Raw genomic sequence first — 26,879 nt, 5'->3', positions numbered from 1 at the left:
TCTTGTTGAACTTTTGCAGTTGCCAGACCGCAAGATGTTTTAACAAATCAAAAGGGGTTTTAATAACTGGCTTAAAGCTGAAAGCTTTCCGGAACCCCCAGCCTAGCTGGGGGTTTTCCATAGACAAAAAAAGAAGGGAGCGGTACTCCCTTCGTAAACATGTCAGAATACGACATTTTGGTACTCTTTTATTTATTATCTGGCCGTAAAAGTTATGCTGTTGGCAGATATCTCCAGTCAACATAAAAAAATACCACCAGCTAAAAATGTGATGCAAACCACCATTAAGCAGGTAACCAAATTGACTGTGCCACTAAATCCGGAAAAGAGTTTGAATCCGGGGATAACATCTGATGCAGAAATTAGCACCAGTCTTCGATTCGGATACCCGGAATGCGTTCAAACTCGCGGAGATTGTTTGTGACGACGACCAGTCCGCGGCTACGGGCATGGCCAGCAATCATCTGGTCATAAGGCCCGACAGGTGTTCCCTTGCGGGCCAGTTCGGCACGGATTTGACCGGTATGTATCGCTGCCTGTGTATCGTAATCCAGAACCTCAAGGCGGGAGATAAATCCCTCCACGACGGCAAGATTACGCTCCGGCGCCAGGCTTTTTTCAGCACCGTAAATCAGCTCCATTAAGGTGATGGAGCTGATACACATTCGGGATGTATTGAGGTTGAAGCGTTCTCTGACGTGTTCGGGCTTATTTTTGATGGTGAAAATACAGGTATTGGTATCAAGCATGAATTTCAGCATCAGAATCCTTCCCGTTCCTGTACTGCGGGTTGTTCTCTGGTACTCATAAAATCAGTACTGGCGCCTTCGCCATCGAACCAACTGTCCCAGGATTCTCCGACTGGAGTAATGATTCTGCTTCTACCAACCGCAATGATTTCGACATGTTTCACATCATCCGGAAAGGATATCGATTTAGGCAATCTGACTGCCTGGGTCCGGTTACTAAAAAAAAGTGTTGTGTGCATAACTGCCTCCTTTCTGGGTATACAACGCGTATATCCATTATGAGTAGAGGCGATGTGTATGTCAAAGAGATATACAGAAAAAAATAATCCAGTCACATGACGCGCACTCCGCAGGGCATCCTTGTCCAACCCCGGCAATCGGGGAAAGCGAGTTTCCCCGACTCCGGCATTTCTGAATACATCCAATGAAGGAAATACCATGCAAACAATGCATAAAAAACATATGTGCCGATGGCTTCTGCCCGGTTTGCTCGGTCTGGCTCTGTGTGCGCCAGTACCGCATACTTACGCAGCCATCATTGAGGCAGGATTTTATCCGGAAGGTACAGATCTCCAGCTTGTTCTTAAGATAATTGAGACCGCGCGACAGGAAATCCGTCTGATGGACTATTCCTTCACCTTTTGGGAGGTGGTCGGGTTCGAACATTCAGTGAGTACAAAATTCTCCATGTCAAAGTGATCGTCAGCGACGACCGCCACACCGAGGTGGACGCGTCAGAATCGCTGATCGGACACGTCGCAATCTACACTCTGACTTATAAGCCAGCCTGAAGGGGCATGTTGGCTTTGACGATCAGGCAAAAAACAACGGCGAATAAAGTCGTATGATGATCTTCACATTTATCATCATCAGCGTTCAGATTACTCAACCTGTAATCAACCTCTGGCGTTTTTCTGTATCCATCACAACCATTTCCGGTAAAGGTAAAAAAGGGATTTGAACCTTTCCGGAGATGATAATGAAGGTAAATGCATGGACAATTTTGCTTATGTCGGCGCATCTGACGGCCTGTGCCGTCCCTGGCACAGAAAAATATCAGACCAGCATGGACAGCGTTACGGCAGAAAAAGTAAGCCGGATTATCCAGTTGGATGTCATTCCTTATAAAGGCGAAAACCATGGAGAAGTTATCAGCCGCGTATCGTCTGCTTTTCTCGGAACACCTTATCAGGCGGATACGCTCATCGGTGGGCCCGGCATCCCCGAAGTCCTTGTAGCGAATTTCAACGGCGTGGACTGCTTTACCCTGGCTGATTACGTTGAAGCCCTGGCCCGCAGCGATAATCAGAAATCGTTTCTGCATAATCTTGCCAGGACTCGCTACGCCGCGGGCAAAGTTGCTTATCTCAGCCGCCGGCACTTCTTCTCTGACTGGTTCGCCGCAACACCGCGTAATGCACGGGATGTAACGCCGGATATCAGCCCTGATTATGTCGTTGTTGACAAGCAGCTTAACCATAAACCTGATGGCGGCGAGTACATTCCTGGTCTGGGCATCCATCCTCGTAAAATAAATTACATTCCCGGAAGAGCCATCAACCAGCAGGTCATGAACCACCTAAAAAACGGGGATTATATCGGTGTCTACTCCCCGCTTGACGGGCTGGACGTTTCACATGTGGGTATCGTAGTTCGCCATGATGAACAGGTGTGGTTCAGGAACGCCTCCTCATTGGCCGCAAACAGAAAAGTGGTGGATACACCGTTTATGGAATACATGCATTCCAGACCGGGCATCGTTGTGCTGCGGGCTGAATGATAAAATCATTACCGGAGTCGCCAGCTGATAATAGCCGTCCGACATAGGTATTGAAACCCTGTGTACTGTGGGGCCGACACGGAAAATTGCTGTAAATTCGTGGTTTTAGTAAATACCAGAAGATATTTGTCTGGAGCGGGCGAAGGGAATCGAACCCTCGTATAGAGCTTGGGAAGCTCTCGTTCTACCATTGAACTACGCCCGCTTTGAGATGCGTAAGGCATTATAAACCTTACGCTCTGGTTGGCAAGAGACTTACTGGCTGACTGGCGATTAATTCGCCGTCAGCACTTCGGTTTACTCCCCTGCGGCGGCAGATAACGCAGCGGATCGATGGCCGTCGCCCGGTAGCGAATCTGGAAGTGTAGTCTTACGGATGCGGCATCCGTGCTGCCCATCGTAGCGATTTTTTGCCCCGCTTTAACGCTTTGTCCATTATTAACCAGCATGGTGTCATTATGAGCGTAAGCCGTAATGTAATCTTCATTGTGCTTAATCATGATGAGATTGCCGTAACCGCGCAGCTGGTTCCCGACATAGACAACTTTACCCGCTCCCGCCGCATAAACAGGCGTTCCGCGCGCGCCCGCAATATCGATCCCCTTATTTCCGCCCTCCGCGGTGGAATAAGGTAAAATCACTTTACCGTTGGCAGGCCATACCCAACAACGCTGCCCCACCGGCGGCCAGGAGGATTTTGGCACCGAAGATGACGGTCTGACCGCGGCAGTTTTTGTTGCTGTTTTATTGCTGGTTTTGCGTGTTGAACTGCTACTCTTTGCGCTGCCGCGCACTTTAATTCGCTGCCCCACCTCAATAGTATAAGGCGGAGAAATGCCATTCAGGCGGGCCAGTTCTTTCACGCTGGTTCCCGTGGCGCGCGATATACGATACAACGTATCGCCGCGCTTAACGGTATAGACGGAGCCGGAATACGTTCCTGAGCCGGAATTACTGGAACACCCCGCCAACAGCAGCCCCGTGCATAACAGCACCGCAATACCCAGGCTATTTTTGTTCAGGCGTCCTGCGCTCAAAACCATTCCTCACTCTATTGACAGACGCCTTATGATAGCAGCCAAATGCCGTATGCCCAATCCATTGACGCCGGAAAGGGGCCGCGCGGATGATGATGCGCCGAATATCCGATATGCCAGCATAATATCGACTCACGGCATAATGGCGCTCGTCTGCGTTCTGTCAGGGCCTGTTTTGGTAATGCCTTTCTTTCTGTTATGCGCTACGCTGATCGTCTGAGTATATGGCCTGGCCATGCTGCCGGGTCATTTTAATTTTCAGGAGCTTTCATGACTGAGGAACATGTCGTTTTATTGGATGAGCAGGATAAGCCTTCCGGCACACTGGAAAAGTATGCGGCTCATACGCTTAATACGCCTTTGCATCTGGCTTTCTCCTGCTGGCTATTTAACGAAGATGGTCAGTTGCTGGTAACACGACGGTCGCTGAGCAAGAAAGCCTGGCCAGGCGTGTGGACGAATTCGGTTTGCGGTCATCCGCAACAAGGCGAAACCACCGAAGAGGCGATCATCCGCCGTTGTCGGTTCGAACTCGGCGTGGAAATTACCGATCTCACCCCCGTCTATCCGCACTTCAGCTATCGGGCGACAGATCCAAACGGTATTGTGGAAAATGAAGTCTGTCCGGTGTTTGCCGCGCGGGCAACCAGTGTGTTACAGGTTAACAGCGAAGAGGTGATGGACTATCAGTGGAGCGAATTTAAAAGCGTATGGAAAAGCCTTCTCGCTACGCCGTGGGCATTTAGCCCGTGGATGGTCATGCAAGCGTCAGACGAACAAGCGCGTGAACGACTGCTCAATTACTGCCAGCGTTAAAGATTGCCTGATGGCGCTACGTCAGAACGAAGAGATGCCGGATGGCGGCTGATGCCCCATCCGGCAATTTACATCTTATTTCACCGGACGCATCGCCGGGAACAGAATAACGTCGCGAATCGTGTGGCTGTTAGTAAACAGCATCACCATACGGTCGATACCAATTCCCAGACCCGCTGTCGGCGGTAAACCGTGTTCCAGCGCCGTCACGTAGTCTTCGTCGTAGAACATGGCTTCGTCGTCGCCCGCCGCTTTTGCATTAACCTGATCCAGGAAACGCTGCGCCTGGTCTTCCGCATCGTTCAACTCGCTAAAGCCATTGCCGATTTCACGGCCGCCGATAAAGAACTCGAAGCGGTCAGTGATTTCCGGGTTCACATCATTACGACGCGCCAGCGGAGACACTTCAGCCGGATATTCGGTGATGAAGGTCGGCTGAATTAGATGCGCTTCAGCGACTTCGTCAAAGATCTCGGTGACGATACGGCCCAGACCCCAGCTCTTCTCGACGTGAATGCCGATGCTTTCAGCAATCGCCTTCGCGGAGTCGAAGTTGTCCAGATCAGCCATATCCGTTTCCGGACGATATTTCTTGATCGCTTCACGCATGGTCAGTTTTTCGAACGGCTTACCGAAGTCAAACACTTCATCACCGTACGGAACCTGGGTGGTGCCCAGAACATCCTGCGCCAGCGTACGGAACAGAGACTCCGTCAGCTCGATCAGGTCTTTGTAGTCCGCATACGCCATATAGAGTTCCATCATGGTGAACTCAGGATTATGGCGCACGGAGATGCCTTCGTTACGGAAGTTACGGTTAATTTCGAATACGCGTTCGAAGCCGCCAACCACCAGACGCTTCAGGTACAGTTCCGGCGCGATACGCAGGTACATATCCAGATCCAGCGCGTTGTGATGGGTGATAAACGGACGGGCAGACGCGCCGCCTGGGATCACCTGCATCATCGGCGTTTCGACTTCCATAAAGCCGCGAGCAACCATAAACTGGCGAATACCGGCCAGGATCTTCGAACGGGTTTTGAAGGTGTTACGGGATTCATCGTTAGAGATGAGATCCAGATAACGCTGGCGATAGCGCGCTTCCTGGTCCTGCAGGCCGTGGAATTTATCCGGCAACGGACGCAGCGCTTTCGTCAGCAGGCGCAGTTCGGTGCAGTGGATAGACAGCTCGCCGGTTTTGGTTTTGAACAGCTTACCTTTCGCGCCGAGGATATCGCCAAGATCCCACTTCTTGAACTGCTCGTTGTAAACGCCTTCCGGCAGATCATCGCGCGCCACATACAGCTGAATGCGGCCGCCTACGTCTTGCAGGGTAACAAAAGAGGCTTTACCCATAATACGGCGAGTCATCATACGGCCCGCGACGGACACTTCAATATTCAGCGCTTCCAGTTCTTCAGCTTCTTTCGCGTCAAACTCTGCGTGCAGTTGGTCTGAGGTACGGTCACGACGGAAATCGTTCGGGAACGGGATACCCTGCTCACGCAGTGCAGCCAGCTTCTCGCGACGTGCCTTCATTTCATTGTTAAGATCGACTACCTCGTCAGCGCCCTGTGCGTTTTGTTCAGACATGTTGATTCCTCATAGCCCTGCTTTCAAACTTGCTTCGATAAATTGATCCAGACTACCGTCCAGTACCGCCTGTGTATTGCGGGTTTCCACCCCAGTACGCAGGTCTTTAATGCGGGAATCGTCCAGGACATAGGAACGAATCTGGCTTCCCCAGCCGATATCGGACTTAGTGTCTTCCATCGCCTGTTTTTCAGCGTTCTTTTTCTGCATCTCCAGTTCATAAAGCTTCGCTTTCATCTGCTTCATGGCTTGGTCTTTGTTTTTGTGCTGCGAACGGTCGTTCTGGCACTGCGTCACGATCCCGGTGGGAATATGGGTGATACGCACGGCGGACTCCGTACGGTTAACGTGCTGACCGCCTGCGCCAGACGCGCGATAGACGTCGATACGCAGATCCGCCGGGTTAATGTCGATATCGATATCGTCGTCCACTTCCGGATACACAAATGCGGAGCTAAACGAGGTATGACGGCGACCGCCGGAGTCGAACGGGCTTTTACGCACCAGACGATGTACGCCAGTTTCAGTGCGCAGCCAGCCATAGGCATATTCGCCGGAGATTTTGATAGTCGCGGACTTAATGCCGGCGACTTCCCCTTCCGACTCTTCAATGACTTCTGTCTTGAAGCCGCGCGCTTCCGCCCAACGCAGATACATACGCAGCAACATGCTGGCCCAGTCCTGCGCTTCAGTACCACCAGAACCGGCCTGAATATCGAGATAGCAATCGGCGCTATCGTACTCGCCGGAGAACATCCGACGGAATTCCAACTGCGCCAGTTTCTCTTCCAGCGTATTCAGTTCCGCGACGGCTTCGTTAAACGTCTCTTCGTCGTCAGCTTCTACCGCCAGTTCCAGCAGCCCGGAAACGTCGTCCAGCCCCTGAGTCATTTGATCAAGCGTATCGACGATCGCTTCGAGCGATGAACGCTCTTTTCCCAGCGCCTGCGCGCGCTCAGGTTCGTTCCAGACATCCGGCTGTTCCAGCTCGGCGTTTACTTCTTCCAGACGCTCTTTCTTAGCATCGTAGTCAAAGATACCCCCTAAGAACGTTGGTGCGTTCCGTGAGGTCCTGAATGCGGTTATTCACCGGGTTAATTTCAAACATGGTCTGATTTCTTTTATTTGACTTGTCAAAATGCGGTTATAAGGGCGAAATATTAGCGGATTTCGCCCCTTAATTACAGCGAAAGTGTTGTTAAATCGCCCCGATCATAGCGGCCAAATATCATCGATAATAATCTGTAAACTACGGTTGCCGCGAAACTCGTTAATGTCCAGTTTATAAGCCAGTTCTACCTCCCGCACGCCGTTATCCGGCCAACAGGTCGTATCAATATTAAATGCGATGCCATCCAACAGCGGGCCGCCGCCGACAGGCTCCACCATCACCTTGAGGTGGCGCTCGCCCACCAGACGCTGTTGTAGCAGACGGAAACGACCATCGAATAACGGTTCCGGGAACATTTGCCCCCACGGTCCGGCATCCCGCAACAGTTGCGCCACTTCCATAGACATCTCCGCCGCGCTTAATGGACCATCGGAGATCACCTCGCCTTGCAACAGGGCAGGATCGAGCCATTCCGTCACCAGCTCGCCAAAACGTTGCTGAAACTGCTCGAATTTATGCTCTTCCAGCGACAATCCCGCCGCCATCGCATGACCGCCGAACTTGATCATCAGATCAGGGTAAAGGGTATCCAGCCGTTCCAGCGCATCGCGCATATGCAACCCCTGAATCGATCGGCCTGAGCCTTTTAACGTGCCGTCGCCCGCAGGCGCAAAGGCGATCACCGGGCGGTGAAAACGCTCTTTAATGCGCGACGCCAGAATTCCGACCACGCCCTGATGCCATTCAGGATGGTACATCGCCAGACCGCCCGGAAGCGTTTCACTACTGCGCTCAAGCTTTTCGCACAGGATAAGCGCTTCCGCCTGCATCCCCTGCTCTATTTCTTTGCGCGTCTGGTTAAGCGCATCCAGCTCGCTGGCCAGAACACGCGCTTCGCCGAGGTTGTCGCACAACAGTAACGCCACGCCAACGGACATATCATCCAGCCTGCCGGCGGCATTCAGGCGAGGCCCCAACGCGAAGCCTAAATCACTGGCGGCAAGCTGCTGCGGATCGCGATTCGATATCTCCAGCAACGCTTTAATTCCCGGACGGCATTTCCCGGCACGAATACGACTTAGTCCTTGCCAGGTCAGAATACGGTTATTAGCGTCCAGCGGCACAACGTCTGCGACCGTTCCCAACGCCACTAAATCCAGTAACTCCGCCAGATTCGGCGGCGCAATGTTGCGCTCGTCGAACCATCCTTTGTCGCGCAAAAATGTTCGCAACGCCAGCATCAGATAAAACGCCACACCGACGCCCGCCAGCGACTTAGACGGGAATTCGCAGTCGCGCAGATTAGGATTAATAATCGCTTCGGCATCCGGCAACGTGTCGCCAGGCAGGTGGTGATCGGTCACGATCACCGGAATCCCCAACGTCTTTGCATGCGCTACGCCGGCGTGGGATGAAATGCCGTTGTCTACGGTGACGATAAGCTGCGCGCCGCGCGCCTTCGCCTGATCGACCACTTCCGGGCTTAAACCGTAGCCGTCCTCAAAGCGATTAGGCACCAGATAACTGATGTTGTCACATCCCAACGCACGCATTCCCAATACGCTTAGCGCAGTACTGGTCGCGCCGTCGGCGTCAAAATCGCCAACAACAATAATGCGGGTACCTTCGCGAAAGGCGTTGTAGAGGATCTCCACCGCGTTATCTATGCCGCTAAGCTGTTGCCAGGGCAGCATTCCTTTCACGCTGCGCTCCAGTTCGCGGGCGCTACGAACGCCCCGGCTGGCATATAGACGTCGTAGTAATGGAGGAAGATCGGCGGGGAGTTCCGCCGTCTCATCAGCCTCGCGCCGACGAAGTTGTCTCTGTTGTTTCACGCGTATTATTTACCACTGGTCTGTTTTTGATGCTCATCAAGAAACGCTTTCATCTCTTTCGGTCCCTGATAGCCAGGCACCACATAGCCGTTACTCAATACAATGGCTGGCGTACCGCTAACGCCCAACTGCACGCCCAACGCATAATGATCAGCAATGTTCACGTCACAGCTTGCCGGTTTCACGCCCTTACCTGCCATGGCGTCATCAAACGCTTTGTTTTTGTCTTTGGCGCACCAGATAGATTTCATATCCTGCTCCGCCTGGCTTTCCAGCCCCTGGCGCGGAAAAGCCAGATAACGAACCGTGATCCCCAGCGCGTTATAATCTTTCATCTCTTCATGTAGCTTATGACAATAGCCGCAGGTGATATCGGTAAAAACAGTAATGACATGTTTCTCATCCGGCGCTTTATAGACGATCATCTCTTTTTCCAGCGCATTTAGCTGGCTCATCAGCAGTTTATTCGTCACGTTTACCGGATGCGCGCCGCTCACGTCATACATCGGCCCTTGAATAATATGTTTGCCGTCATCAGTGACGTACAGTACGCCGCTGTGAGTGAGGACGGTTTTCATCCCTGCCACTGGCGAGGCCTGAATTTCCGTACTCTGAACGCCCAGCTTAGCCAGCGACTGACGGATAGCCGCATCATCCGCATGGGCCACGCCTGAAAACGCCGCCGCCAGTAAAGTGAACATCATAAAACGCTTTTTCATAAACTATCCTTTCCTATCAGCACTCATGCCCGCGGATGGTGCTGTTGATGAAGTTGACGCAAACGCTCCGTTGCGACATGCGTATAAATTTGTGTCGTCGAAAGATCGCTATGCCCAAGTAGCATTTGTACAACGCGCAAGTCGGCGCCGTGATTCAGCAAATGCGTGGCGAAAGCGTGACGTAAAACATGCGGCGATAGTTTTTCGCTATCGATTCCAGCCAGTACCGCATAATGTTTAATACGGTGCCAGAAGGTCTGCCGCGTCATCTGCTGCGCACGCTGGCTGGGGAACAATACGTCAATCGATACGCCATTGAGTAACCAGGGACGCCCATGCTCCAGATACGTTTCCAGCCAATATACCGCCTCTTCGCCTAACGGCACCAACCGCTCTTTATTGCCTTTACCGATAACCCGCACCACGCCCTGCCGCAGACTGATATCGCTCATTGTCAGCCCCACCAGTTCCGACACGCGCAAACCGGTGGCATACAGCACTTCCAACATAGCTTTATCGCGCAACTCCAAAGGTTGATCAATAAGCGGCGCCTGCAAGAGCCGCTCAACCTGCACCTCGCTAAGATCTTTCGGTAAACGCTGCGGAAGCTTAGGCGAGGCCAACTGCGCGCTCGGATCATCCTCACGATACTTTTCACGGTACAGATGCTGGAAGAAGCGCCGCATAGCGCTTAACAGGCGTGCGGAGCTGGTCGCTTTGTATCCGCCCTCCACCCGTTCAGCCAGCAGCGTTTGTAAATCATCAGCCTGCGCCGTCGCAAGCGTTTTTCCGCGATGATGCAACCACGCAACGACCATCGATAAATCGCGACGATACGCGCTTAATGTATTTTCCGCCAGATCTCGTTCCAGCCACAGGGCATCCAGAAACTGCTCAATACGCGCTAAATCCTGTTCCATTCGCGCTCCCCACTTCACGCTGACTTTTGGTGCATTATGCCTCATTGTGCCGTGAATGCAGCGATTCTGTTACACTACCCGCAACGCTATAGCAGAATCGAGATGTAACGTAATGAACATGGGTCTTTTTTACGGTTCCAGCACGTGCTACACCGAGATGGCCGCAGAGAAAATTCGCGATATCCTCGGCCCGGAGCTGGTGACATTACATAACCTCAAGGATGACGCCCCCGCCTTAATGGAGCAGTACGACGTGCTCATTTTAGGCATCCCCACCTGGGATTTTGGCGAAATTCAGGAGGACTGGGAAGCCGTCTGGGAGCAACTGGACGATCTCAATCTGGAAGGCAAAATCGTTGCGCTTTACGGTATGGGCGACCAGCTCGGCTACGGTGAGTGGTTCCTGGATGCGCTGGGTATGTTGCATGACAAACTTGCCCTCAAAGGCGTTAAATTTGTCGGCTACTGGCCCACAGAAGGCTACGAATTTACCAGCAATAAACCGGTCATTGCGGATGGGCAACTGTTTGTCGGCCTGGCGCTGGATGAAACGAACCAGTACGATCTCAGCGATGAGCGTATACAGACCTGGTGTGAACAAATTCTCGGCGAAATGGCCGAACACTACGCCTGAAGCCTTACTCGCTGTATTTCCCTCTCGACGGAACCGCGTTTACGCCGTTCCGTCAGTGTTGGCCTGATATCGGCTGCTGTAACAGTATCCGACGCAACTCACGCCATTCCGCTTCTTCCATGCTATCCGCCGCCAGCCATAAATGCTGATGACGTCCAGACTCTGCGCGTAAACGCAACACCATCCCGCTCTTCAGTAACCAGGGCGGATGCAAGAGCGTCCAGTCCTGCCCCTGCCAGCGTAAGCGCCCGTCCATGAGTAGCTTGATCTCTCCCTGGCAGGTATTAATCCTGCGCTGGCTACGTACACAGTCAAACACGACCAGCGACAGTAGTATCATCCATAACGGGGTATAACTCAGCGGCCAGGGCATCAATAAAATCACCGCGGCAACCAGCCCATGAATGAGCAATGAGATCCACTGAGCGCGCCATGAGACGCGTAAATCAGATTGCCACAGGACCACGTTCCCGATTCCGTGTCTGAATGAGTCGGACCATCTGTTCCAGTTCAGCGTCAGCCGGTTTACCGTGATTCATTAACCAGTTAAATAAATCCGGGTCGTCACTCTGCAACAAACGGACAAAAATACGCTTTTCTTCATCACTTAAACTATCGTACTCATGTTCAAAAAACGGCATGATGGAAATATCAAGTTCGCGCATACCGCGACGACATGCCCAGTGAATACGTGCTTTATTGTGAATATCCATGTTCTTCCTGCCTCGCGAAAATGAAGTACCGGGCTATTGTAACGTGTTTTTGGCGTTGTTTTACGGGAATCTCAGTAATCTGGAACGCGATCGCGAAATAAAAGGCTGGGAATCAATATGTTCATCCATTTTGGATACCGCCTCGCAAAACGATCAATCCGCTCTCAATGGGCTATTTAAAGCACTTGCAATGACCGATGGCTCTTTTACCATTAACCATTATTGTTGCAGCTAACCAGGACATTATTTATGGCTTTTATCTCCTTTCCACCACGTCATCCTTCATCGTCAGCCCGCCTGCCGCTGACGCTGATCGCGCTTGACGACTGGGCGCTGTCGACCATTACCGGCGTAGACAGTGAAAAGTATATTCAGGGCCAGGTCACCGCTGACGTAAGCCAGATGACTGAACAGCAACACCTTCTCGCCGCCCACTGCGATGCTAAAGGTAAGATGTGGAGCACTCTGCGCCTGTTCCGTGAGCGCGACGGTTTCGCCTGGATTGAACGCCGTAGCGTGCGTGAAGCGCAATTAACGGAGCTGAAAAAGTACGCCGTATTTTCCAAAGTGGTCATCGCGCCGGATGACGAACGCGTATTGCTTGGCGTGGCAGGTTTTCAGGCCCGCGCGGCGCTGGCTAATGTCTTTAGCGAACTGCCCAATAGCGAAAATCAGGTGGTCAGAGACGGCGCCTCCACGCTGCTATGGTTTGAACATCCTGCGGAACGATTCCTGCTTGTCACCGATGTCGCGACGGCCAACATGTTAACGGAGAAGTTGCATGGCGAAGCCGAACTGAATAACAGTCAACAGTGGCTGGCGTTGGATATTGAAGCAGGCATTCCGGTGATTGACGCGGCGAACAGCGGTCAGTTTATCCCCCAGGCGACTAACCTACAGGCGTTGGGAGGCATCAGCTTCAAGAAAGGCTGCTACACCGGACAGGAGATGGTCGCACGGGCAAAATTCCGCGGCGCCAATAAACGCGCGCTTTGGTTGCTGGCGGGCAAAGCCAGCCGGGTACCGGAAGCAGGAGAAGATCTGGAGCTACAGATGGGCGAGAACTGGCGTCGTACCGGCGCTATTCTGGCGGCGACGCAGTTGGACGATGGTCAGTTACTGGTTCAGGCCGTCATGAATAACGATTTAGAAGCCGAAAGCGTCTTCCGCGTTCGCGACGATGCCAACACCCTGCATATCGTCCCGCTACCCTACTCGCTGGAAGAGTGATATCACGTTAAAAGCCGGATAGCCTGATAGCGCAACGCCATCAGGCTCGCACGTGCTGTTCTCGTAGGCCGGATAAGGTGCGACAGCGCCGCCATCCGGCACGGGCATCCGGGAATTATGCCTGTCCCACATACAAATAGATGGCCAGGAAGTGGCACACGCTGCCACCCAGCACAAAGCCATGCCAGATGGCGTGGTTATAAGGTATGCGTTTGCAAACATAGAAAATTACGCCTAGCGAGTAAACGACGCCACCTACCGCCAGCAGCGTCACGCCGCCTATCGCCAGCTTAATCGCCAACTGATAAACCACTATCAGCGACAGCCAGCCCATTGCCAGATACGTAACCAGTGAAAGCACTTTAAATCGGTGCGCAATCGTCAACTTGAAGAGGATACCGAATAGCGCCAGGCTCCAGATCACAATCATTAGTCCGCGCGCCAGCGGCGAATCCAGACCTACCAGCAGAAATGGCGTATAGGTTCCGGCAATGAGCAGATAGATAGCGCAGTGATCAAATTTCTTTAACCAGATTTTTGCCCGCTGATGAGGAATGGCGTGATAAAGCGTTGAGGCAAGAAAAAGCAGGATCATGCTCCCGCCATATAAACTGTAGCTGGCGATAGCCGTCATACCCGCATTCGCCTCTACCGCCTGAACCAACAACAGCACCAGGCCGACAATACCAAATACCAATCCAATGCCGTGGCTAATACTGTTGGCGATTTCCTCAGCCAGCGAATATCCCTGCGTCATTAATGGTTTTTGCACCATAACTTACTCCGGAGAAACGTTCATAACGATGAACTGCGCCTCTAGCGTAACTGAGAATGGTTCCAGTGAACACATGTTAGCTAAAAATAAATTCGCAAAATTAAATTTTATTTATTATTCAATTGGTTAATTACAAAAACTCAACTAACACGCGTTCATATTTATCAAAGGCATTTAAAATCAATCACATAAAATTGCGTCTGGTTGGGATAGATTTCAGCAATGACCCGTTTCAGCTCATCAAGCGACATATTTTCCTGTTGCGCATGTTTTTCGTTCAGCGTATCCAGCGTCACAGTTGACGTTCCTGTCACTTCGATTGTGCAAAAATAGCCATCATCTTCGAACCGCCCCACGCGTAGCACATCGCCTGCTTTAAAGTGGGACTCGGAGGCATCACGAATAGTGATGGTTTTACGCCCTGCCAGAATGTCATTCTGGAAACGTTGAAAGAAAGTAATGTCGTTTGGCTGCATGTGGTTATCCCCCTGAATATGGCCCCTTGAAGTGGATGTTACGATCTGAATGTGTTCTTGCTCCGACACGCGAGCATCCTGGAATTTTGCGTACGCTTTACATGCCACTTGGTGCAGAATGAATGATAACAGACTAAATAAATTGAGATTATGCAACAATGAGAAAACTCACCTTGCCAAAAGATTTTTTATGGGGCGGCGCGGTTGCTGCACACCAGGTTGAAGGCGGCTGGAATAAAGACGGTAAAGGCCCCAGCATCTGCGACGTGCTAACCGGCGGCGCACACGGCGTGCCACGCGAAATCACCCAGAATGTCGTTGCTGGCAAATACTATCCGAACCACGAGGCGGTGGATTTTTACGGACATTACAAAGAAGACATCCGTCTTTTCGCCGAAATGGGGTTCAAATGCTTCCGTACCTCTATTGCCTGGACGCGTATCTTCCCGAATGGCGACGAATCCCAGCCAAACGAGGCCGGTCTGAAATTCTACGACGACATGTTTGATGAGTTACTCAAATACAACATCGAACCGGTCATTACCCTTTCTCACTTTGAAATGCCATTACATCTGGTACAGCACTACGGCGGCTGGACCAATCGTAAGGTCGTTGATTTCTTTGTCCGTTTTGCTGAAGTCGTGTTTGAACGCTACAAACATAAGGTCAAATACTGGATGACCTTCAATGAAATCAACAATCAGCGAAACTGGCGCGCGCCGCTGTTTGGCTACTGCTGTTCCGGCGTAGTGTATACCGAGCATGAGAATCCAGAAGAAACCATGTATCAGGTCTTACATCATCAGTTTGTCGCCAGCGCGCTGGCGGTAAAAGCGGCACGTCGTATTAATCCACAGATGAAAGTTGGCTGTATGCTGGCGATGGTCGCGCTGTATCCTTTCTCCTGTAAACCAGAAGATGTGATGTTTGCTCAGGAGTCGATGCGTGAACGCTACGTCTTTACCGATGTACAGCTGCGCGGCTACTACCCGTCCTATGTGTTGAACGAGTGGGAGCGCCGCGGATTTAACATCAAAATGGAAAATGGCGATCTTGAAGTGCTGCGCGAAGGCACCTGCGATTATCTTGGTTTCAGTTATTACATGACCAACGCGGTCAAAGCCGAAGGCGGTAGCGGCGATGCGATTTCCGGTTTTGAAGGCAGCGTACCGAACCCCTATGTTAAAGCATCTGACTGGGGCTGGCAGATTGACCCGGTGGGTCTGCGCTATTCATTGTGTGAACTGTACGAACGCTATCAAAAGCCGCTATTTATTGTCGAAAACGGTTTTGGTGCTTACGACAAAGTAGAAGAAGATGGCAGCATCAACGACGACTATCGCATTGACTACCTGCGCGCCCATATTGAAGAGATGAAAAAAGCGGTCACTTACGATGGTGTCGACCTGATGGGCTACACGCCGTGGGGCTGCATCGACTGCGTGTCGTTCACCACCGGTCAGTACAGCAAGCGCTACGGCTTCATCTACGTGAACAAGCACGATGACGGTACGGGCGATATGTCGCGTTCGCGTAAGAAAAGCTTCAACTGGTACAAAGAGGTGATTGCCAGCAACGGCGAGAAGCTTTAACTCCTGCACGTTACCCGCCAGTCGGCGGGTAACACTTTGAACGAGTCTTACCAGGTCTTACCTATTTTAAATTCCCAGCGTACATCTTCCATTTTGGTTGGCGACTTCACTTCCTGCATTACCGGGAAGAAGGCTCCGGCACCAAACCATAATTTCAGTGAATCGACGGCAATATTAAATGACGGACCAACAACCCATTCGGTAGTTCCAGAATGGTTATTAATTACGCTGCCATTAGACAGTTTTTTCGTTCCAGAGGCATTATTGCTGTAGGCACTTTCCAGACCAAGATCCAGCGGTAAATCGCTAAACATATACCGCACCTGGGTATTCCACTGGAATTCGTTACCTCGTTTCACGTCCTGGTTACCGCGCTCAAATGGTCCCTGATATACAAAACCCATATCCCCTTTAATGTTAGGAGTAAATAATTTTGTTAAAGTGAGTGTTACTCTTCCTCCCCAGGCGCTATTCCCAGGCAAATGATTATCTCCATCTTGCCCGGTGGGTAGTAATACTGCCCCACCTACCGTAACCCAAAACGGATCACCTCTTCGCTGGCTCATTAAAGCATAATTGACCCCCACCGATTGGTCGCCCATTCCCTCTATGTGCTCAGGAGACAGATTGTCTCGTTTGTTATTGATATAGGAACCCACAGTTGATAATTCCAGTCTGTCGGTCAAACCGTAACGAATCTTCAATAACCATATCTGGGAGTAAACATCCGGACTTCCGTGCCCCTCGATTTGATGATCTTTATCGCGAAATGAGCTATTCACGGCGGTTAATAACTTTCCTTCCGGCAATACTGAACCACCAGAAATAGCGGTATTAACTGGTGCACCTAATAGATTACTGGGATTATTTTCTCCGTTAGCTGCCATTGCATTCATTAATAGAAAATATGTCATTAATGGCAGAAATATAAATCGTTTCATTATTCCCTCCAAGTATAAAAAACAAAGCGCTAAGTTAATAAATATTTACGTTATTTATGCTTATTTTTAATTTATAATTTAAATTAATAACTTGATGAATTTAATATACGGAAATTTTTGTAACTATATTGAGAGGTAAATAACGATTCCGGAGAGAAACCATTTGTAACTACATGTAAATATACCGTGTTATTTTTATTAAATAACAGCAAGGTAAAAATGATGCACAATGAATCATTAGACTCTAAAAAACCGGTAATTTAATTCTGGCTAATACACTGATACAAACGCCAGGTTGCCTGACAGGAGCCAACGATTTACTGTAATATATTGAATTAGTAACACTTTGTAGCCTGAATAAGGCACTCACACTGCATCCGACATAAACAAAACGCACTTTATTAACAAGCTGAAAAGGCGCCGAAGCGCCTTTAGAAGACAGTCGAATCAGTAAATTACTGGTAGTCGCTAATCGGTACGCAGGAGCAGAACAGGTTACGGTCGCCATAAACATCATCCAGACGTTTCACCGTCGGCCAGTATTTGTCTGCCACGCCTGCCGGGAATACGGCAACTTCACGGCTGTACGGATGCGCCCACTCGGCGACCAGTTCGCTCTGAATGTGCGGCGCGTTCACCAGCGGGTTATCTTCCAGCGGCCAGACACCGGCTTTCACCTGGTCAATCTCTGCGCGTATAGCCAGCATCGCATCGATAAAGCGATCCAGCTCGGCCTTACCTTCAGATTCCGTCGGCTCTACCATCAGCGTGCCCGCCACCGGGAACGACATGGTTGGCGCATGGAAACCGTAGTCGATCAGACGCTTGGCAATATCCAGCTCGCTGATGCCGGTTTCTTCTTTCAGCGGACGAATATCAAGAATACATTCGTGCGCCACACGGCCATCGCGACCAGTATACAGTACCGGGTACGCGTCTTTCAGACAGCTGGCAATGTAGTTAGCGTTAAGAATCGCTACCTGACTTGCCTGCTTCAGGCCTTCTGCGCCCATCATGCGGATGTACATCCAACTAATCGGCAGAATGGAGGCGCTGCCGAACGGCGCCGCAGACACCGCGCCCTGACGGGTGAGCATCCCTTCAATTTGCACCACGCTATGACCCGGCACAAACGGTGCCAGATGCGCTTTCACGCCGATCGGTCCCATGCCTGGGCCGCCGCCGCCGTGCGGAATGCAGAAGGTTTTATGCAGGTTGAGGTGCGAAACGTCCGCGCCAATAAAGCCCGGTGAGGTGATGCCGACCTGGGCGTTCATGTTCGCGCCATCAAGGTAAACCTGACCGCCGAACTGGTGCACAACTTCACACACTTCGCGGATCGTTTCTTCATAGACGCCGTGGGTGGACGGATAGGTCACCATGATGCAGGAGAGATTATCACCCGCCTGTTCGGCTTTCGCGCGCAGATCAGTCAGATCAATGTTGCCATTTTTATCACACGCCACAACCACCACCTGCATTCCTGCCATATGTGCAGAAGCAGGGTTAGTGCCGTGAGCAGAAGCCGGGATCAGGCAGATATCGCGATGCCCTTCGTTGCGGCTTTCGTGATAGTGACGAATCGCCAGCAGCCCCGCGTATTCCCCCTGCGCGCCGGAGTTCGGCTGCATACAGACGGCGTCGTACCCGGTGAGTTTCACCAACCAGTCCGAAAGCTGGCTAATCATCTGATGATATCCTTCGGCCTGTTCCGGCGGGCAGAACGGATGCAGTTCAGCGAATTCCGGCCAGGTGATAGGAATCATCTCGGCGGCGGCGTTCAGCTTCATGGTGCAGGAACCCAGCGGGATCATCGCCTGGTTCAGCGCCAGATCTTTACGCTCCAGCGAGTGCATATAGCGCATCATCTCGGTTTCGCTGTGGTAACGGTTAAATACCGGATGCGTCAGAATCGCATCGTCACGCAGCATACTTTGCTGAATAGAACGGCTATCAAGCGCCACGTCTTTATCCAGTGTTTCAATGTTCAGACCGTGGCTGTCGCCCAGCAAAACATTGAACAACTGCGCCACATTCTCACGGGTGGTGGTTTCATCGAGGGTAATACCCACCGCGTTATGAATATCGCTGCGCAGGTTGATCTCTGCCGCTTCCGCACGCGCCAGTACCGCAGCTTTATCAGCCACTTCCACACACAGGGTGTCGAAGTAGTGCGCATGACGCAGCTTCAGTCCTTTTTGTTGCAGACCTGCCGCCAGAATATCGGTCAGGCGGTGGATACGATTAGCGATGCGCTTCAGACCGACCGGACCATGATAAACGGCATACAGGCTGGCGATGTTAGCCAGCAGTACCTGCGAGGTACAAATGTTGGAGTTCGCTTTCTCACGACGGATATGCTGCTCGCGAGTCTGCATCGCCATGCGCAGTGCGGTATTGCCCGCCGCATCTTTTGAGACGCCGATAATACGGCCTGGCATGGAGCGTTTAAATTCGTCTTTGGCGGCAAAGAACGCCGCGTGCGGGCCACCGTACCCCATCGGTACGCCAAAACGTTGCGCAGAGCCGAAAACAATGTCCGCGCCCTGTTTGCCCGGAGCCGTCAGCAGCACCAACGCCATAAAATCGGCGGCGACGCTGACAATCACTTTACGGGCTTTGAGTTCACTAATCAGTGCGCCGTAGTCGTGAATTTCGCCCGTGGTGCCTACCTGTTGTAACAGCACGCCAAATACGTCCTGATGATCCAGCACTTTGTCCGCGTCATCGACAATCACGTCAAAGCCAAAGGTTTTGGCGCGTGTACGTACCACGTCCAGCGTTTGCGGATGGACGTCAGCCGCCACAAAGAAACGGTTGGCATTTTTCAGTTTGCTGACGCGCTTTGCCATCGCCATTGCTTCGGCGGCAGCGGTGGCTTCGTCAAGAAGAGAAGCCGAAGCCATATCCAGTCCGGTCAGATCCAGCGTGACCTGTTGGAAGTTGAGCAGCGCTTCCAGGCGCCCCTGAGACACTTCCGGCTGATAAGGAGTGTAGGCGGTGTACCAGCCCGGATTTTCCAGCATGTTGCGCGGGATAACCGGCGGTAGCTGCACGGCGGTGTAGCCCATGCCAATGTACGACGTGAAGCGCTTGTTACGCCCGGCGATGGCTTTTAATTCCGCCAGTGCGGCATATTCGGTTGCCGCCTCGCCAACCTGCGGCGGAGTCGCGAGCTGAATGTCTTTCGGCACAATCTGACCTGTCAGCGCGTTTAACGACTCGGCGCCAACCGCATTCAGCATCTCTTGCTGCTGCGCGGCGTCCGGTCCGATGTGGCGTTCAATGAAAGCGCCGCGGTTTTCAAGCTGGCTTAACGTCTGTGTCATGGGCGATGGTTCCTGAAACGTGCAGTGAATCGTGATTGTCTCTAACTCAATTGCCCGGTGGCGCTGACGCTTACCGGGCCTACGCGTGCGAAAACGAATACGCAAAATCATTCGCGTTGCAGTGAGTAGGCCGGATAAGCATTAGCGCTATCCGGCACAACATTATTCGTCTTCTAACAATGCCTCGTACGCGGTGGCATCCAGCAGCGATTCAAGTTCGCTTTCATCGCTGGCTTTGATTTTAAAGATCCAGCCGCCGGCATACGGTTCGCTGTTCACCAGCTCCGGGGAGTCGCTCAGCGCATCGTTTACCGCTACGATCTCGCCGCTTACCGGCGCATAAATGTCGGACGCCGCTTTTACGGACTCCGCCACGGCGCAGTCGTCGCCCGCGCTTACGGTCGCGCCGACTTCCGGCAGATCAACAAAAACCATATCGCCCAACAGCTCCTGAGCGTGTTCAGTAATGCCAACGGTGTAAGTGCCATCCGCTTCTTTACGCAGCCATTCGTGTTCTTTGCTGTATTTCAGTTCTGCGGGTACGTTGCTCATCAATTAATCTCCAAAAAAGGATGAATCACGCGACGGCTTTGCCGTTACGCACAAAAACAGGTTTAGTCACTTTTACCGGCATTTCACGGTTACGAATTTGTACAATCGCCGTCTCGCCGATGCCCGCCGGAACGCGCGCCAGCGCAATGCTGTAGCCCAACGTTGGGGAAAACGTCCCGCTGGTGATAATGCCTTCTTGCTGATTGCCCTGCGCATCGGTAAAACGCACCGGCAGTTCATTACGCAATACGCCTTTCTCGGTCATCACCAGACCGACAAGCTGCTCATGGCCTTTTTCACGCTGCATCTCCAGCGCCTCACGGCCAATAAAGTCGCGGTCAGCAGGTTCCCAGGCGATAGTCCATCCCATATTAGCCGCCAGCGGAGAGATACCTTCATCCATCTCCTGACCGTACAGGTTCATGCCTGCTTCCAGACGCAGCGTGTCGCGCGCGCCAAGACCGCACGGCTTCACGCCCGCCTCCACCAGCGCACGCCAGAAATCCGCCGCTTTTTCATTCGGCATGGCGATTTCATATCCCGCTTCGCCGGTATAACCGGTGGTGGCGATAAACAGATCACCTGCCTGAACGCCGAAGAACGGCTTCATACCTTCTACTGCATGGCGCTGTTGGTCAGTAAACAGAGTCGCCGCTTTTTCCTGCGCATTCGGCCCCTGTACCGCAATCAGCGACAGGTCGTCACGAACGGTAATGTCGATGGCATAAGGTTCAGCGTGTTGGGTAATCCAGGAGAGGTCTTTTTCGCGGGTGGCGGAGTTAACAACGAGACGGAAGAAATCTTCAGTGAAGTAGTAGACGATAAGGTCATCAATCACGCCGCCCGATGCGTTAAGCATACCGGAGTAGAGGGCTTTACCCGTCTTCGTTAGCTTCGCGACGTCGTTTGCCAGCAGATAACGTAGAAACTCTCGTGTGCGGCTACCATGAAGATCGACAATGGTCATATGCGATACATCAAACATCCCGGCATCGGTGCGCACAGCGTGGTGTTCATCAAGCTGAGAGCCGTAATGCAGGGGCATCATCCAGCCATGAAAATCGACCATGCGGGCGCCGCATAGCGTGTGTTGTTCGTACAAAGGCGTCTGTTGGGCCATCTTTTCCTCGTTGAATTAGCGGGGGCTAACAACCATTTTCATGGGAAATCTTCGCCACGAAACCTGGCATCGACGCCCTTTTTCCTGCGTCGACGCAAACGTTCTCTTGCTCCTGAACTTACCACCGAACCAGGCGCTAAACCATAAGGCTGAATTTACCATCACATTAGCTTATGACTAAAAAACGCCAAAACCCCATCAGCACAAAAAACCATTATTACGCTAAATAACCGTCATAAAAAGGAAGCTGATACGATTTACCACAACATAAATTAATATTAAATGCGGAAAAAATGTCGAAAATCGCGTTCACTAAAAATAATGACATTAGAAAATATAATGCGAAATAGGCGGTGAAATTAGATTATTTCAAACGAGGAAAGCCCCCCGGCGCGATAGCCGGGAAAGCAAAGTGTGATGGGTTTCAAACTCTTGCTGGCGTGCAGTCAGACGCTTAACGAAGCCATTGCGGAAGATCGTTTAGCCCCATTGCCTGGCGAAGCAGTTGGGGTTTGACGCCGGGGAGCGTATCCGCCAGTTTCAGCCCGATGTCGCGCAGCAATTTTTTTGCCGGGTTTTCGCCGGCAAACAGGTCACGAAAACCTTGCATCCCGGCAAGCATCATCGCCGCGCTATGTTTACGACTACGCTCATAACGACGAAGATAAAGATGTTGACCAATGTCTTTGCCCTGGCGCTGAAGCCGGCGCAGATTGTCCACCAGTTCGGCCGCGTCCATAAAACCGAGGTTGACGCCTTGCCCTGCCAGCGGATGGATGGTGTGCGCGGCATCGCCGACCAACGCCAGACGATGCGCGGCAAACTGGCGAGCATAGCGGCCCGTCAGCGGAAAAACCTGCCGTTCGCTTTCCAGGCGGCATAAGCCCAGCCGATTATCGAAGGCGATAGTCAACGCCTGGTTAAACGCCTCGTCGCCGCTCTGTTGCATACGCTCCGCATCCTGCGGAGAAAGCGACCAGACAATGGAACACAGATGCGGATCGCTTAACGGCAAAAACGCCAGAATACCTTCACCATGAAACACCTGGCGAGCAACCGCGCCGTGCGGCTCTTCGGTGCGGATAGTCGCTACCAGCGCATGGTGACGGTAGTCCCAGAAAGTTAAGGGAATATCCGCTTTGTTACGCAGCCAGGAGTTGGCGCCATCCGCGGCAATCACCAGACGCGCGGTTAACATCGCGCCGTCTTTTAAAGTCAGGAAGGCGTCGTTCTCTCCCCAGGCGACCTGCTGTAACTCTGCTGGCGCCATTAAGGTGATATCCGCCGCTTGCTGCGCTTTTTGCCACAATGCGTAGTGAATGACGCTGTTTTCAACAATATGCCCCAGATGGCTATATCCCATGCTTGCGTCATCAAACGTAATACGGCCAAAGCTGTCTTTATCCCGGACTTCCATACCGTGGTAGCAACTTGCCCGTCGCGCCACAATGTTTGACCATACGCCAAGACGGGTAAGCAGTTTTTCGCTGGCGGCATTAATCGCCGACACCCGAAGCTGAGGCGACGCATCGTTCGCCAACGGCTGGGGGACAACGTGATCCAGTACCGCAACGCGCAAACCGCTCCCCTGCAAGCCGCAGGCGACAGCCAGTCCCACCATGCCTCCGCCAACTATTGCTACATCAACACTTTGCACTATTTACTCCTGGAAACCGGAACAATCAAACCGTAGGCCGGATAAGGCGAAGCCGCCATCCGGCATTTTTACGAACACGATGCCGGATGGCGGCGTAAATGCCTTATCCGGCCTACAGATCTGCTTAACGCGCAACCCAACCTAAGGTCCGCTGTGCCAGCGCATCGCGCGCAGGCGGTAATAATTCCATCGCCATTAAACCGATATTGCGCCCAATAACCAGCGGCGCCCAACGATTTGCAAACAGATGGACCAGACCGTTCGTTACGCCAATCGTCGTATCCCGGTCAACCTGACGACGCTGCTGATAGCGCGATAACACGTGCCAGGCGCCAATATCCTCGCCCGCGTCCTGTGCCGCGACCAGCGTTTCCGCCAGGCTCATGACATCGCGCAGACCGAGATTAAACCCTTGTCCGGCGATAGGATGCAACGTCTGCGCCGCATTGCCGACCACGACAGTCCGGTGAGTAAACACTTTCGCCGCCGTAGTCAGGGCAAGCGGATACGCGCTGCGCTTACCCGCCTGAGTAATTCGCCCCAGCCGCCAGCCGAACGCGGCCTGCAACGCATGACAGAACTGCGCGTCGGACCAGCTCAGCACCTCATCACGCTGGTCGAGCGGGTGACACCAAACCAGCGAGCATCGGCCATGTGACATCGGCAACATCGCCAGCGGGCCATTGGGGGTAAAACGTTCAAAGGCGCGTCCCTGATGCGGGATAGCGGTTGCGACATTCGCTATCACCGCTAACTGTTCATAAGGCTCCTGATGCCAGTCAACGCCGCAGGCTGATGCCAGCGCGGAGTGGGTACCGTTAGCCGCCACCAGCACGCTGCCAGCTATCACATTGCCGTTTTCCAGAGTGACGTTAACCTGCTGTTGGGTACGCGACACGCTGGCTACGCGCTCCGGGCAGTGCAGCGTAACGCCTGGCGCTTTACGCAAGAGCGCAAACAGACGCAGCCCGATATCATGCAACTCCGCAACGTGACCCAACGCTGCCAGGCTGTAATCCTGCGCGTCAAGAGTCACAAATCCGGCATGACCGCGATCGCTGACGTGTACGGTGTTGATTGCCGTTGCGCAATCGGAAATCGCCAGCCAGACGCCAATTCGCGCCAGTTGCTGGCAAGTGCCCGCCGCCAGCGCAATCGCTCTGGCGTCAAAGCCGGGATGACCGTCGGCTTCAGGCGCTTTCGCTTCAATCAGGTGTACCGGCAACGTCCCATGACTGAACTGAGAGATGGCCAGCGCCAGCGTCGCGCCTGCCATGCCGCCGCCAACGATAATGACGCTCATTGCTGCCGCGCCGCCGCCATTAATGCTTCAATGTCATCCGCCTTCTTCACAACGCCAGCGGTCAGGTTTTCATTACCGGTTTCGGTAATGACAATGTCATCTTCAATTCGAACGCCAATGCCACGATACGCTTCCGGCACGTCTGCATCCGGCGCGATATAGAGGCCTGGCTCTACGGTCAGCACCATGCCCGGCTCCAGGATGCGGGAGCGATCCGGCCCATAAACGCCGACATCATGAACATCCAGCCCCAGCCAGTGGCTCAAGCCATGCATAAAGAAAGGACGATGCGCATTCTCGGCAATCAGTTGATCAACCTCTCCTTGCAAAATCCCCAACTTCACCAGCCCGGTTATCATGATGCGCACGACTTCGCCGGTCACCTGCTGAATAGAGGTGCCAGGACGGAACAGTCGCAGGCTGGTCTCCAGCGATTCCAGAACGATGTCATAAATTTCACGCTGAGCTGGCGTAAATTTCCCGTTCACCGGGAAAGTACGCGTGATGTCGCCCGCGTAACCTTTATATTTACAGCCCGCGTCGATAAGCACTAAATCGCCGTCGCGCATTTCACTTTCGTTTTCAGTGTAATGCAGGATACAGCCATTTTCGCCGCTGCCGACAATGGTGTTATAGGAGGGATAGCGCGCGCCATGGCGATTAAATTCGTGGTGAATTTCACCCTCCAGCTGATACTCAAACATCCCCGGACGGCATTTTTCCATCGCGCGGATATGCGCCAGCGCGCTAATTTCCCCGGCGCGGCGCAGGACAGCAATCTCTTCCGGCGATTTGAACAGGCGCATCTCATGGACGATCGGTCGCCAGTCAGTCATGGTGGCCGGCGCGGTCAGATTCTGGCGGGAGCCTTTGCGCAGCTTCTCCAGCGCAGCCAGAACAATCTCGTCGGCATACGCATATTCGCCCTGCGCGTGGTACACCACATCCAGACCATTAAGCAACTGAAAGAGTTGCTGGTTGATTTCGCTAAACGCCAGCGCCCGGTCAACGCCCAGTTTTTCCGGCGCGGCATCCTGTCCTAAACGGCGACCAAACCAGATTTCCGCCGTCAGGTCGCGAACGCGGTTGAACAAAACGCTGTGGTTGTGGGTGTCATCACTCTTAATCAGTACCAGCACGGCTTCCGGTTCGTTAAAACCGGTGAAATACCAGAAGTCGCTACTCTGGCGATACGGATATTCACTGTCTGCGCTGCGCGTCGCCTCTGGCGCGGCAAAGATCAGCGCGGCGCTGCCGGGCTGCATTTGCGCCAGTAATGCCTGGCGACGGCGTTGGTATTCCTGCTGAGTCATGACATGGCCTCCATTTCGTTTTTTCTTAGTGTAGCGTCGGTTTACGCACTTCCGGCGCGGTCGGCTGTTGGCGCGTGAAAGTGTCATGACATAACAGCGCCGCAACACGGACATATTCGATGATCTCTTCGAGCGACATCTCCAGCTCTTCCTGATCTTCGCTCTCATCATAACCAAGCTGCGCAATATTACGCAGGTCGTCAATCGCTTCACCCGTTTCGCCGGTGACTTTATCAAGTTTAGGCTGCGTTACGCCGAGGCCAAGCAAAAAGTGGTTAACCCACCCGGCTAATGCATCTGCGCGATCGAATACGCTGACATCGTCGCCTTCAGGCAGATAAAGCTGAAAAAGAAAGCCGTCGTCTTCCAGCGCGTCGCTGGTCGCCGCGTGCATTTTGCGCAGCGCCTGAGCAAGCTCATGCCCGAAGGCCAGACCTTCGTTCGTCAGGTCGTGCAGCAGCGGCTGCCATGAGCTGTCGTTGTTGCCGCCGCAAATCATCCCGCTGATTAAACCATGCATTTCAGCCGGGGTCAGACCGGCCCCTTGTTGATTCAAAAACCGGTTCATTTCGTTGTAACCAGGCATTTCGTTCTGTATAGACATAAGCATTCGTCATCAAAGGGAGGATATTCATGATATGCTACCACTTTGGACCCTGGTGAACCAGAAAAGGGCTTGTATCT

General features: G+C 52.6%; 27 protein-coding genes and 1 tRNA gene. 6 read left to right on the top strand and 22 right to left on the bottom strand.

Translation table 11 applies throughout. The annotated features are described in order from the left end of the window. The 3 genes from J4685_RS12595 to vapB form a co-directional block, all read right to left on the bottom strand. The coding region (locus J4685_RS12595) for a hypothetical protein (protein ID WP_208202740.1) at window positions 1-244 on the bottom strand (244 nt) is incomplete at its 3' end. 118 nt (window positions 245-362) lie between these two features. Beyond that, window positions 363-761 (bottom strand): tRNA(fMet)-specific endonuclease VapC, encoded by a 399-nt coding sequence (vapC, locus tag J4685_RS12590; protein ID WP_000911338.1) that lies wholly within the window; start codon window positions 759-761, stop codon window positions 363-365. Further along, the gene (gene vapB / locus J4685_RS12585) at window positions 761-988 is read right to left on the bottom strand and encodes a toxin-antitoxin system antitoxin VapB (protein ID WP_000557545.1); all 228 of its coding nucleotides are present in this window, start codon (window positions 986-988) and stop codon (window positions 761-763) included. Before vapB ends, vapC begins: the two co-directional genes overlap by 1 nt. A gap of 208 nt (window positions 989-1,196) precedes the next feature. Here vapB and J4685_RS12580 point away from each other — a divergent pair, with 208 nt between their 5' ends. Beyond that, window positions 1,197-1,448, top strand: a complete 252-nt coding sequence (locus tag J4685_RS12580) for a hypothetical protein (protein WP_011233170.1) — start codon at window positions 1,197-1,199, stop codon at window positions 1,446-1,448. Between the two features lie 274 nt (window positions 1,449-1,722). After that, the gene (locus J4685_RS12575; protein WP_077905014.1) at window positions 1,723-2,529 is read left to right on the top strand and encodes a DUF1460 domain-containing protein; all 807 of its coding nucleotides are present in this window, start codon (window positions 1,723-1,725) and stop codon (window positions 2,527-2,529) included. Between the two features lie 131 nt (window positions 2,530-2,660). On the opposite strand, the gene J4685_RS12570 is transcribed toward J4685_RS12575, so the two are convergent. Both J4685_RS12570 and actS read right to left on the bottom strand, forming a co-directional pair. After that, window positions 2,661-2,734 (bottom strand) — tRNA-Gly (locus J4685_RS12570). 79 nt (window positions 2,735-2,813) lie between these two features. Continuing rightward, a complete protein-coding gene (gene actS, locus J4685_RS12565) occupies window positions 2,814-3,572 on the bottom strand; it encodes an amidase activator ActS (RefSeq protein WP_000244328.1) in 759 nt (252 codons plus the stop codon). Window positions 3,573-3,836: 264 nt separating this feature from the next. Between actS and idi the strand changes: the two genes are divergently transcribed. Then, complete coding sequence (gene idi / locus J4685_RS12560; RefSeq protein WP_000133994.1) at window positions 3,837-4,382, top strand: isopentenyl-diphosphate Delta-isomerase; 546 nt, start codon at window positions 3,837-3,839, stop codon at window positions 4,380-4,382. Window positions 4,383-4,457: 75 nt separating this feature from the next. Here the strand turns inward: idi and lysS are convergent, their stop codons facing one another. The 5 genes from lysS to xerD form a co-directional block, all read right to left on the bottom strand. Continuing rightward, window positions 4,458-5,975: a lysine--tRNA ligase gene (gene lysS / locus J4685_RS12555; protein WP_000003339.1), complete on the bottom strand. Its 1,518-nt coding sequence runs from the start codon at window positions 5,973-5,975 to the stop codon at window positions 4,458-4,460. 9 nt (window positions 5,976-5,984) lie between these two features. Then, a protein-coding gene (gene prfB / locus J4685_RS12550; protein WP_010989230.1) for a peptide chain release factor 2 occupies window positions 5,985-7,083 on the bottom strand; the annotation gives its coding sequence in 2 pieces (ribosomal slippage) (window positions 5,985-7,007 and window positions 7,009-7,083; 1,098 coding nt in all). A 104-nt stretch (window positions 7,084-7,187) separates the two neighbouring features. Continuing rightward, a complete protein-coding gene (recJ, locus tag J4685_RS12545) occupies window positions 7,188-8,921 on the bottom strand; it encodes a single-stranded-DNA-specific exonuclease RecJ (protein ID WP_000813394.1) in 1,734 nt (577 codons plus the stop codon). A gap of 5 nt (window positions 8,922-8,926) precedes the next feature. Further along, window positions 8,927-9,640 carry a bifunctional protein-disulfide isomerase/oxidoreductase DsbC gene (dsbC, locus tag J4685_RS12540; protein WP_000745614.1) on the bottom strand — a complete coding sequence of 238 codons (714 nt, stop codon included), beginning with the start codon at window positions 9,638-9,640 and terminating at the stop codon, window positions 8,927-8,929. Window positions 9,641-9,663: 23 nt separating this feature from the next. After that, complete coding sequence (gene xerD, locus J4685_RS12535) at window positions 9,664-10,560, bottom strand: site-specific tyrosine recombinase XerD (protein WP_000434297.1); 897 nt, start codon at window positions 10,558-10,560, stop codon at window positions 9,664-9,666. A 112-nt stretch (window positions 10,561-10,672) separates the two neighbouring features. Here xerD and fldB point away from each other — a divergent pair, with 112 nt between their 5' ends. Then, entirely contained in the window at window positions 10,673-11,194 is a 522-nt protein-coding gene (fldB, locus tag J4685_RS12530) for a flavodoxin FldB (protein WP_001055885.1), read from the top strand. Between the two features lie 52 nt (window positions 11,195-11,246). Here fldB and J4685_RS12525 read toward each other — a convergent pair whose 3' ends face one another. Together J4685_RS12525 and sdhE are read right to left on the bottom strand one after the other, a co-directional pair. After that, window positions 11,247-11,660: a protein YgfX gene (locus J4685_RS12525; protein WP_000244755.1), complete on the bottom strand. Its 414-nt coding sequence runs from the start codon at window positions 11,658-11,660 to the stop codon at window positions 11,247-11,249. Beyond that, window positions 11,641-11,907, bottom strand: a complete 267-nt coding sequence (sdhE, locus tag J4685_RS12520; protein WP_000351186.1) for an FAD assembly factor SdhE — start codon at window positions 11,905-11,907, stop codon at window positions 11,641-11,643. The genes J4685_RS12525 and sdhE overlap by 20 nt, the downstream gene beginning before the upstream one ends. Before the next feature lie 249 nt (window positions 11,908-12,156). Between sdhE and ygfZ the strand changes: the two genes are divergently transcribed. After that, on the top strand, window positions 12,157-13,137 hold the full coding sequence (ygfZ, locus tag J4685_RS12515) for a tRNA-modifying protein YgfZ (protein WP_000874176.1): 981 nt from the start codon (window positions 12,157-12,159) through the stop codon (window positions 13,135-13,137). Between the two features lie 115 nt (window positions 13,138-13,252). Here ygfZ and trhA read toward each other — a convergent pair whose 3' ends face one another. Together trhA and yqfB are read right to left on the bottom strand one after the other, a co-directional pair. Beyond that, window positions 13,253-13,912: a PAQR family membrane homeostasis protein TrhA gene (gene trhA / locus J4685_RS12510; RefSeq protein ID WP_000250289.1), complete on the bottom strand. Its 660-nt coding sequence runs from the start codon at window positions 13,910-13,912 to the stop codon at window positions 13,253-13,255. A gap of 164 nt (window positions 13,913-14,076) precedes the next feature. Beyond that, the gene (gene yqfB / locus J4685_RS12505; RefSeq protein ID WP_001182976.1) at window positions 14,077-14,388 is read right to left on the bottom strand and encodes a N(4)-acetylcytidine aminohydrolase; all 312 of its coding nucleotides are present in this window, start codon (window positions 14,386-14,388) and stop codon (window positions 14,077-14,079) included. Window positions 14,389-14,546: 158 nt separating this feature from the next. Between yqfB and bglA the strand changes: the two genes are divergently transcribed. Continuing rightward, window positions 14,547-15,980 (top strand): 6-phospho-beta-glucosidase BglA, encoded by a 1,434-nt coding sequence (gene bglA, locus J4685_RS12500; protein WP_001230143.1) that lies wholly within the window; start codon window positions 14,547-14,549, stop codon window positions 15,978-15,980. Window positions 15,981-16,027: 47 nt separating this feature from the next. On the opposite strand, the gene J4685_RS12495 is transcribed toward bglA, so the two are convergent. The 8 genes from J4685_RS12495 to J4685_RS12460 all read right to left on the bottom strand — a co-directional run bounded on the left by J4685_RS12495 (window position 16,028) and on the right by J4685_RS12460 (window position 26,799). Further along, the gene (locus J4685_RS12495) at window positions 16,028-16,921 is read right to left on the bottom strand and encodes a transporter (protein ID WP_000819376.1); all 894 of its coding nucleotides are present in this window, start codon (window positions 16,919-16,921) and stop codon (window positions 16,028-16,030) included. Window positions 16,922-17,376: 455 nt separating this feature from the next. Further along, entirely contained in the window at window positions 17,377-20,250 is a 2,874-nt protein-coding gene (gene gcvP / locus J4685_RS12490) for an aminomethyl-transferring glycine dehydrogenase (RefSeq protein ID WP_000194982.1), read from the bottom strand. A gap of 162 nt (window positions 20,251-20,412) precedes the next feature. Next, window positions 20,413-20,802 (bottom strand): glycine cleavage system protein GcvH, encoded by a 390-nt coding sequence (gcvH, locus tag J4685_RS12485; RefSeq protein ID WP_001295377.1) that lies wholly within the window; start codon window positions 20,800-20,802, stop codon window positions 20,413-20,415. A 25-nt stretch (window positions 20,803-20,827) separates the two neighbouring features. Then, on the bottom strand, window positions 20,828-21,922 hold the full coding sequence (gene gcvT, locus J4685_RS12480) for a glycine cleavage system aminomethyltransferase GcvT (protein ID WP_000068738.1): 1,095 nt from the start codon (window positions 21,920-21,922) through the stop codon (window positions 20,828-20,830). Between the two features lie 454 nt (window positions 21,923-22,376). Then, complete coding sequence (gene ubiI / locus J4685_RS12475) at window positions 22,377-23,579, bottom strand: FAD-dependent 2-octaprenylphenol hydroxylase (RefSeq protein ID WP_001192148.1); 1,203 nt, start codon at window positions 23,577-23,579, stop codon at window positions 22,377-22,379. Window positions 23,580-23,703: 124 nt separating this feature from the next. Beyond that, window positions 23,704-24,882, bottom strand: a complete 1,179-nt coding sequence (gene ubiH / locus J4685_RS12470) for a 2-octaprenyl-6-methoxyphenyl hydroxylase (RefSeq protein WP_000111130.1) — start codon at window positions 24,880-24,882, stop codon at window positions 23,704-23,706. Further along, window positions 24,879-26,195, bottom strand: a complete 1,317-nt coding sequence (gene pepP / locus J4685_RS12465; RefSeq protein WP_000193686.1) for a Xaa-Pro aminopeptidase — start codon at window positions 26,193-26,195, stop codon at window positions 24,879-24,881. Before pepP ends, ubiH begins: the two co-directional genes overlap by 4 nt. Window positions 26,196-26,220: 25 nt before the next feature. Further along, on the bottom strand, window positions 26,221-26,799 hold the full coding sequence (locus J4685_RS12460) for a YecA family protein (protein ID WP_000027236.1): 579 nt from the start codon (window positions 26,797-26,799) through the stop codon (window positions 26,221-26,223). Between the last annotated feature and the right edge of the window lie 80 nt (window positions 26,800-26,879).

The sequence above is a fragment of the Salmonella sp. 32100201201700099SM genome, assembly GCF_017572645.1.
GTDB classification, from domain to species: Bacteria; Pseudomonadota; Gammaproteobacteria; order Enterobacterales; family Enterobacteriaceae; genus Salmonella; species Salmonella enterica.
Note: the sequence above shows the minus strand (reverse complement) of the source record. Positions and strands in the feature narration are given on the sequence as shown.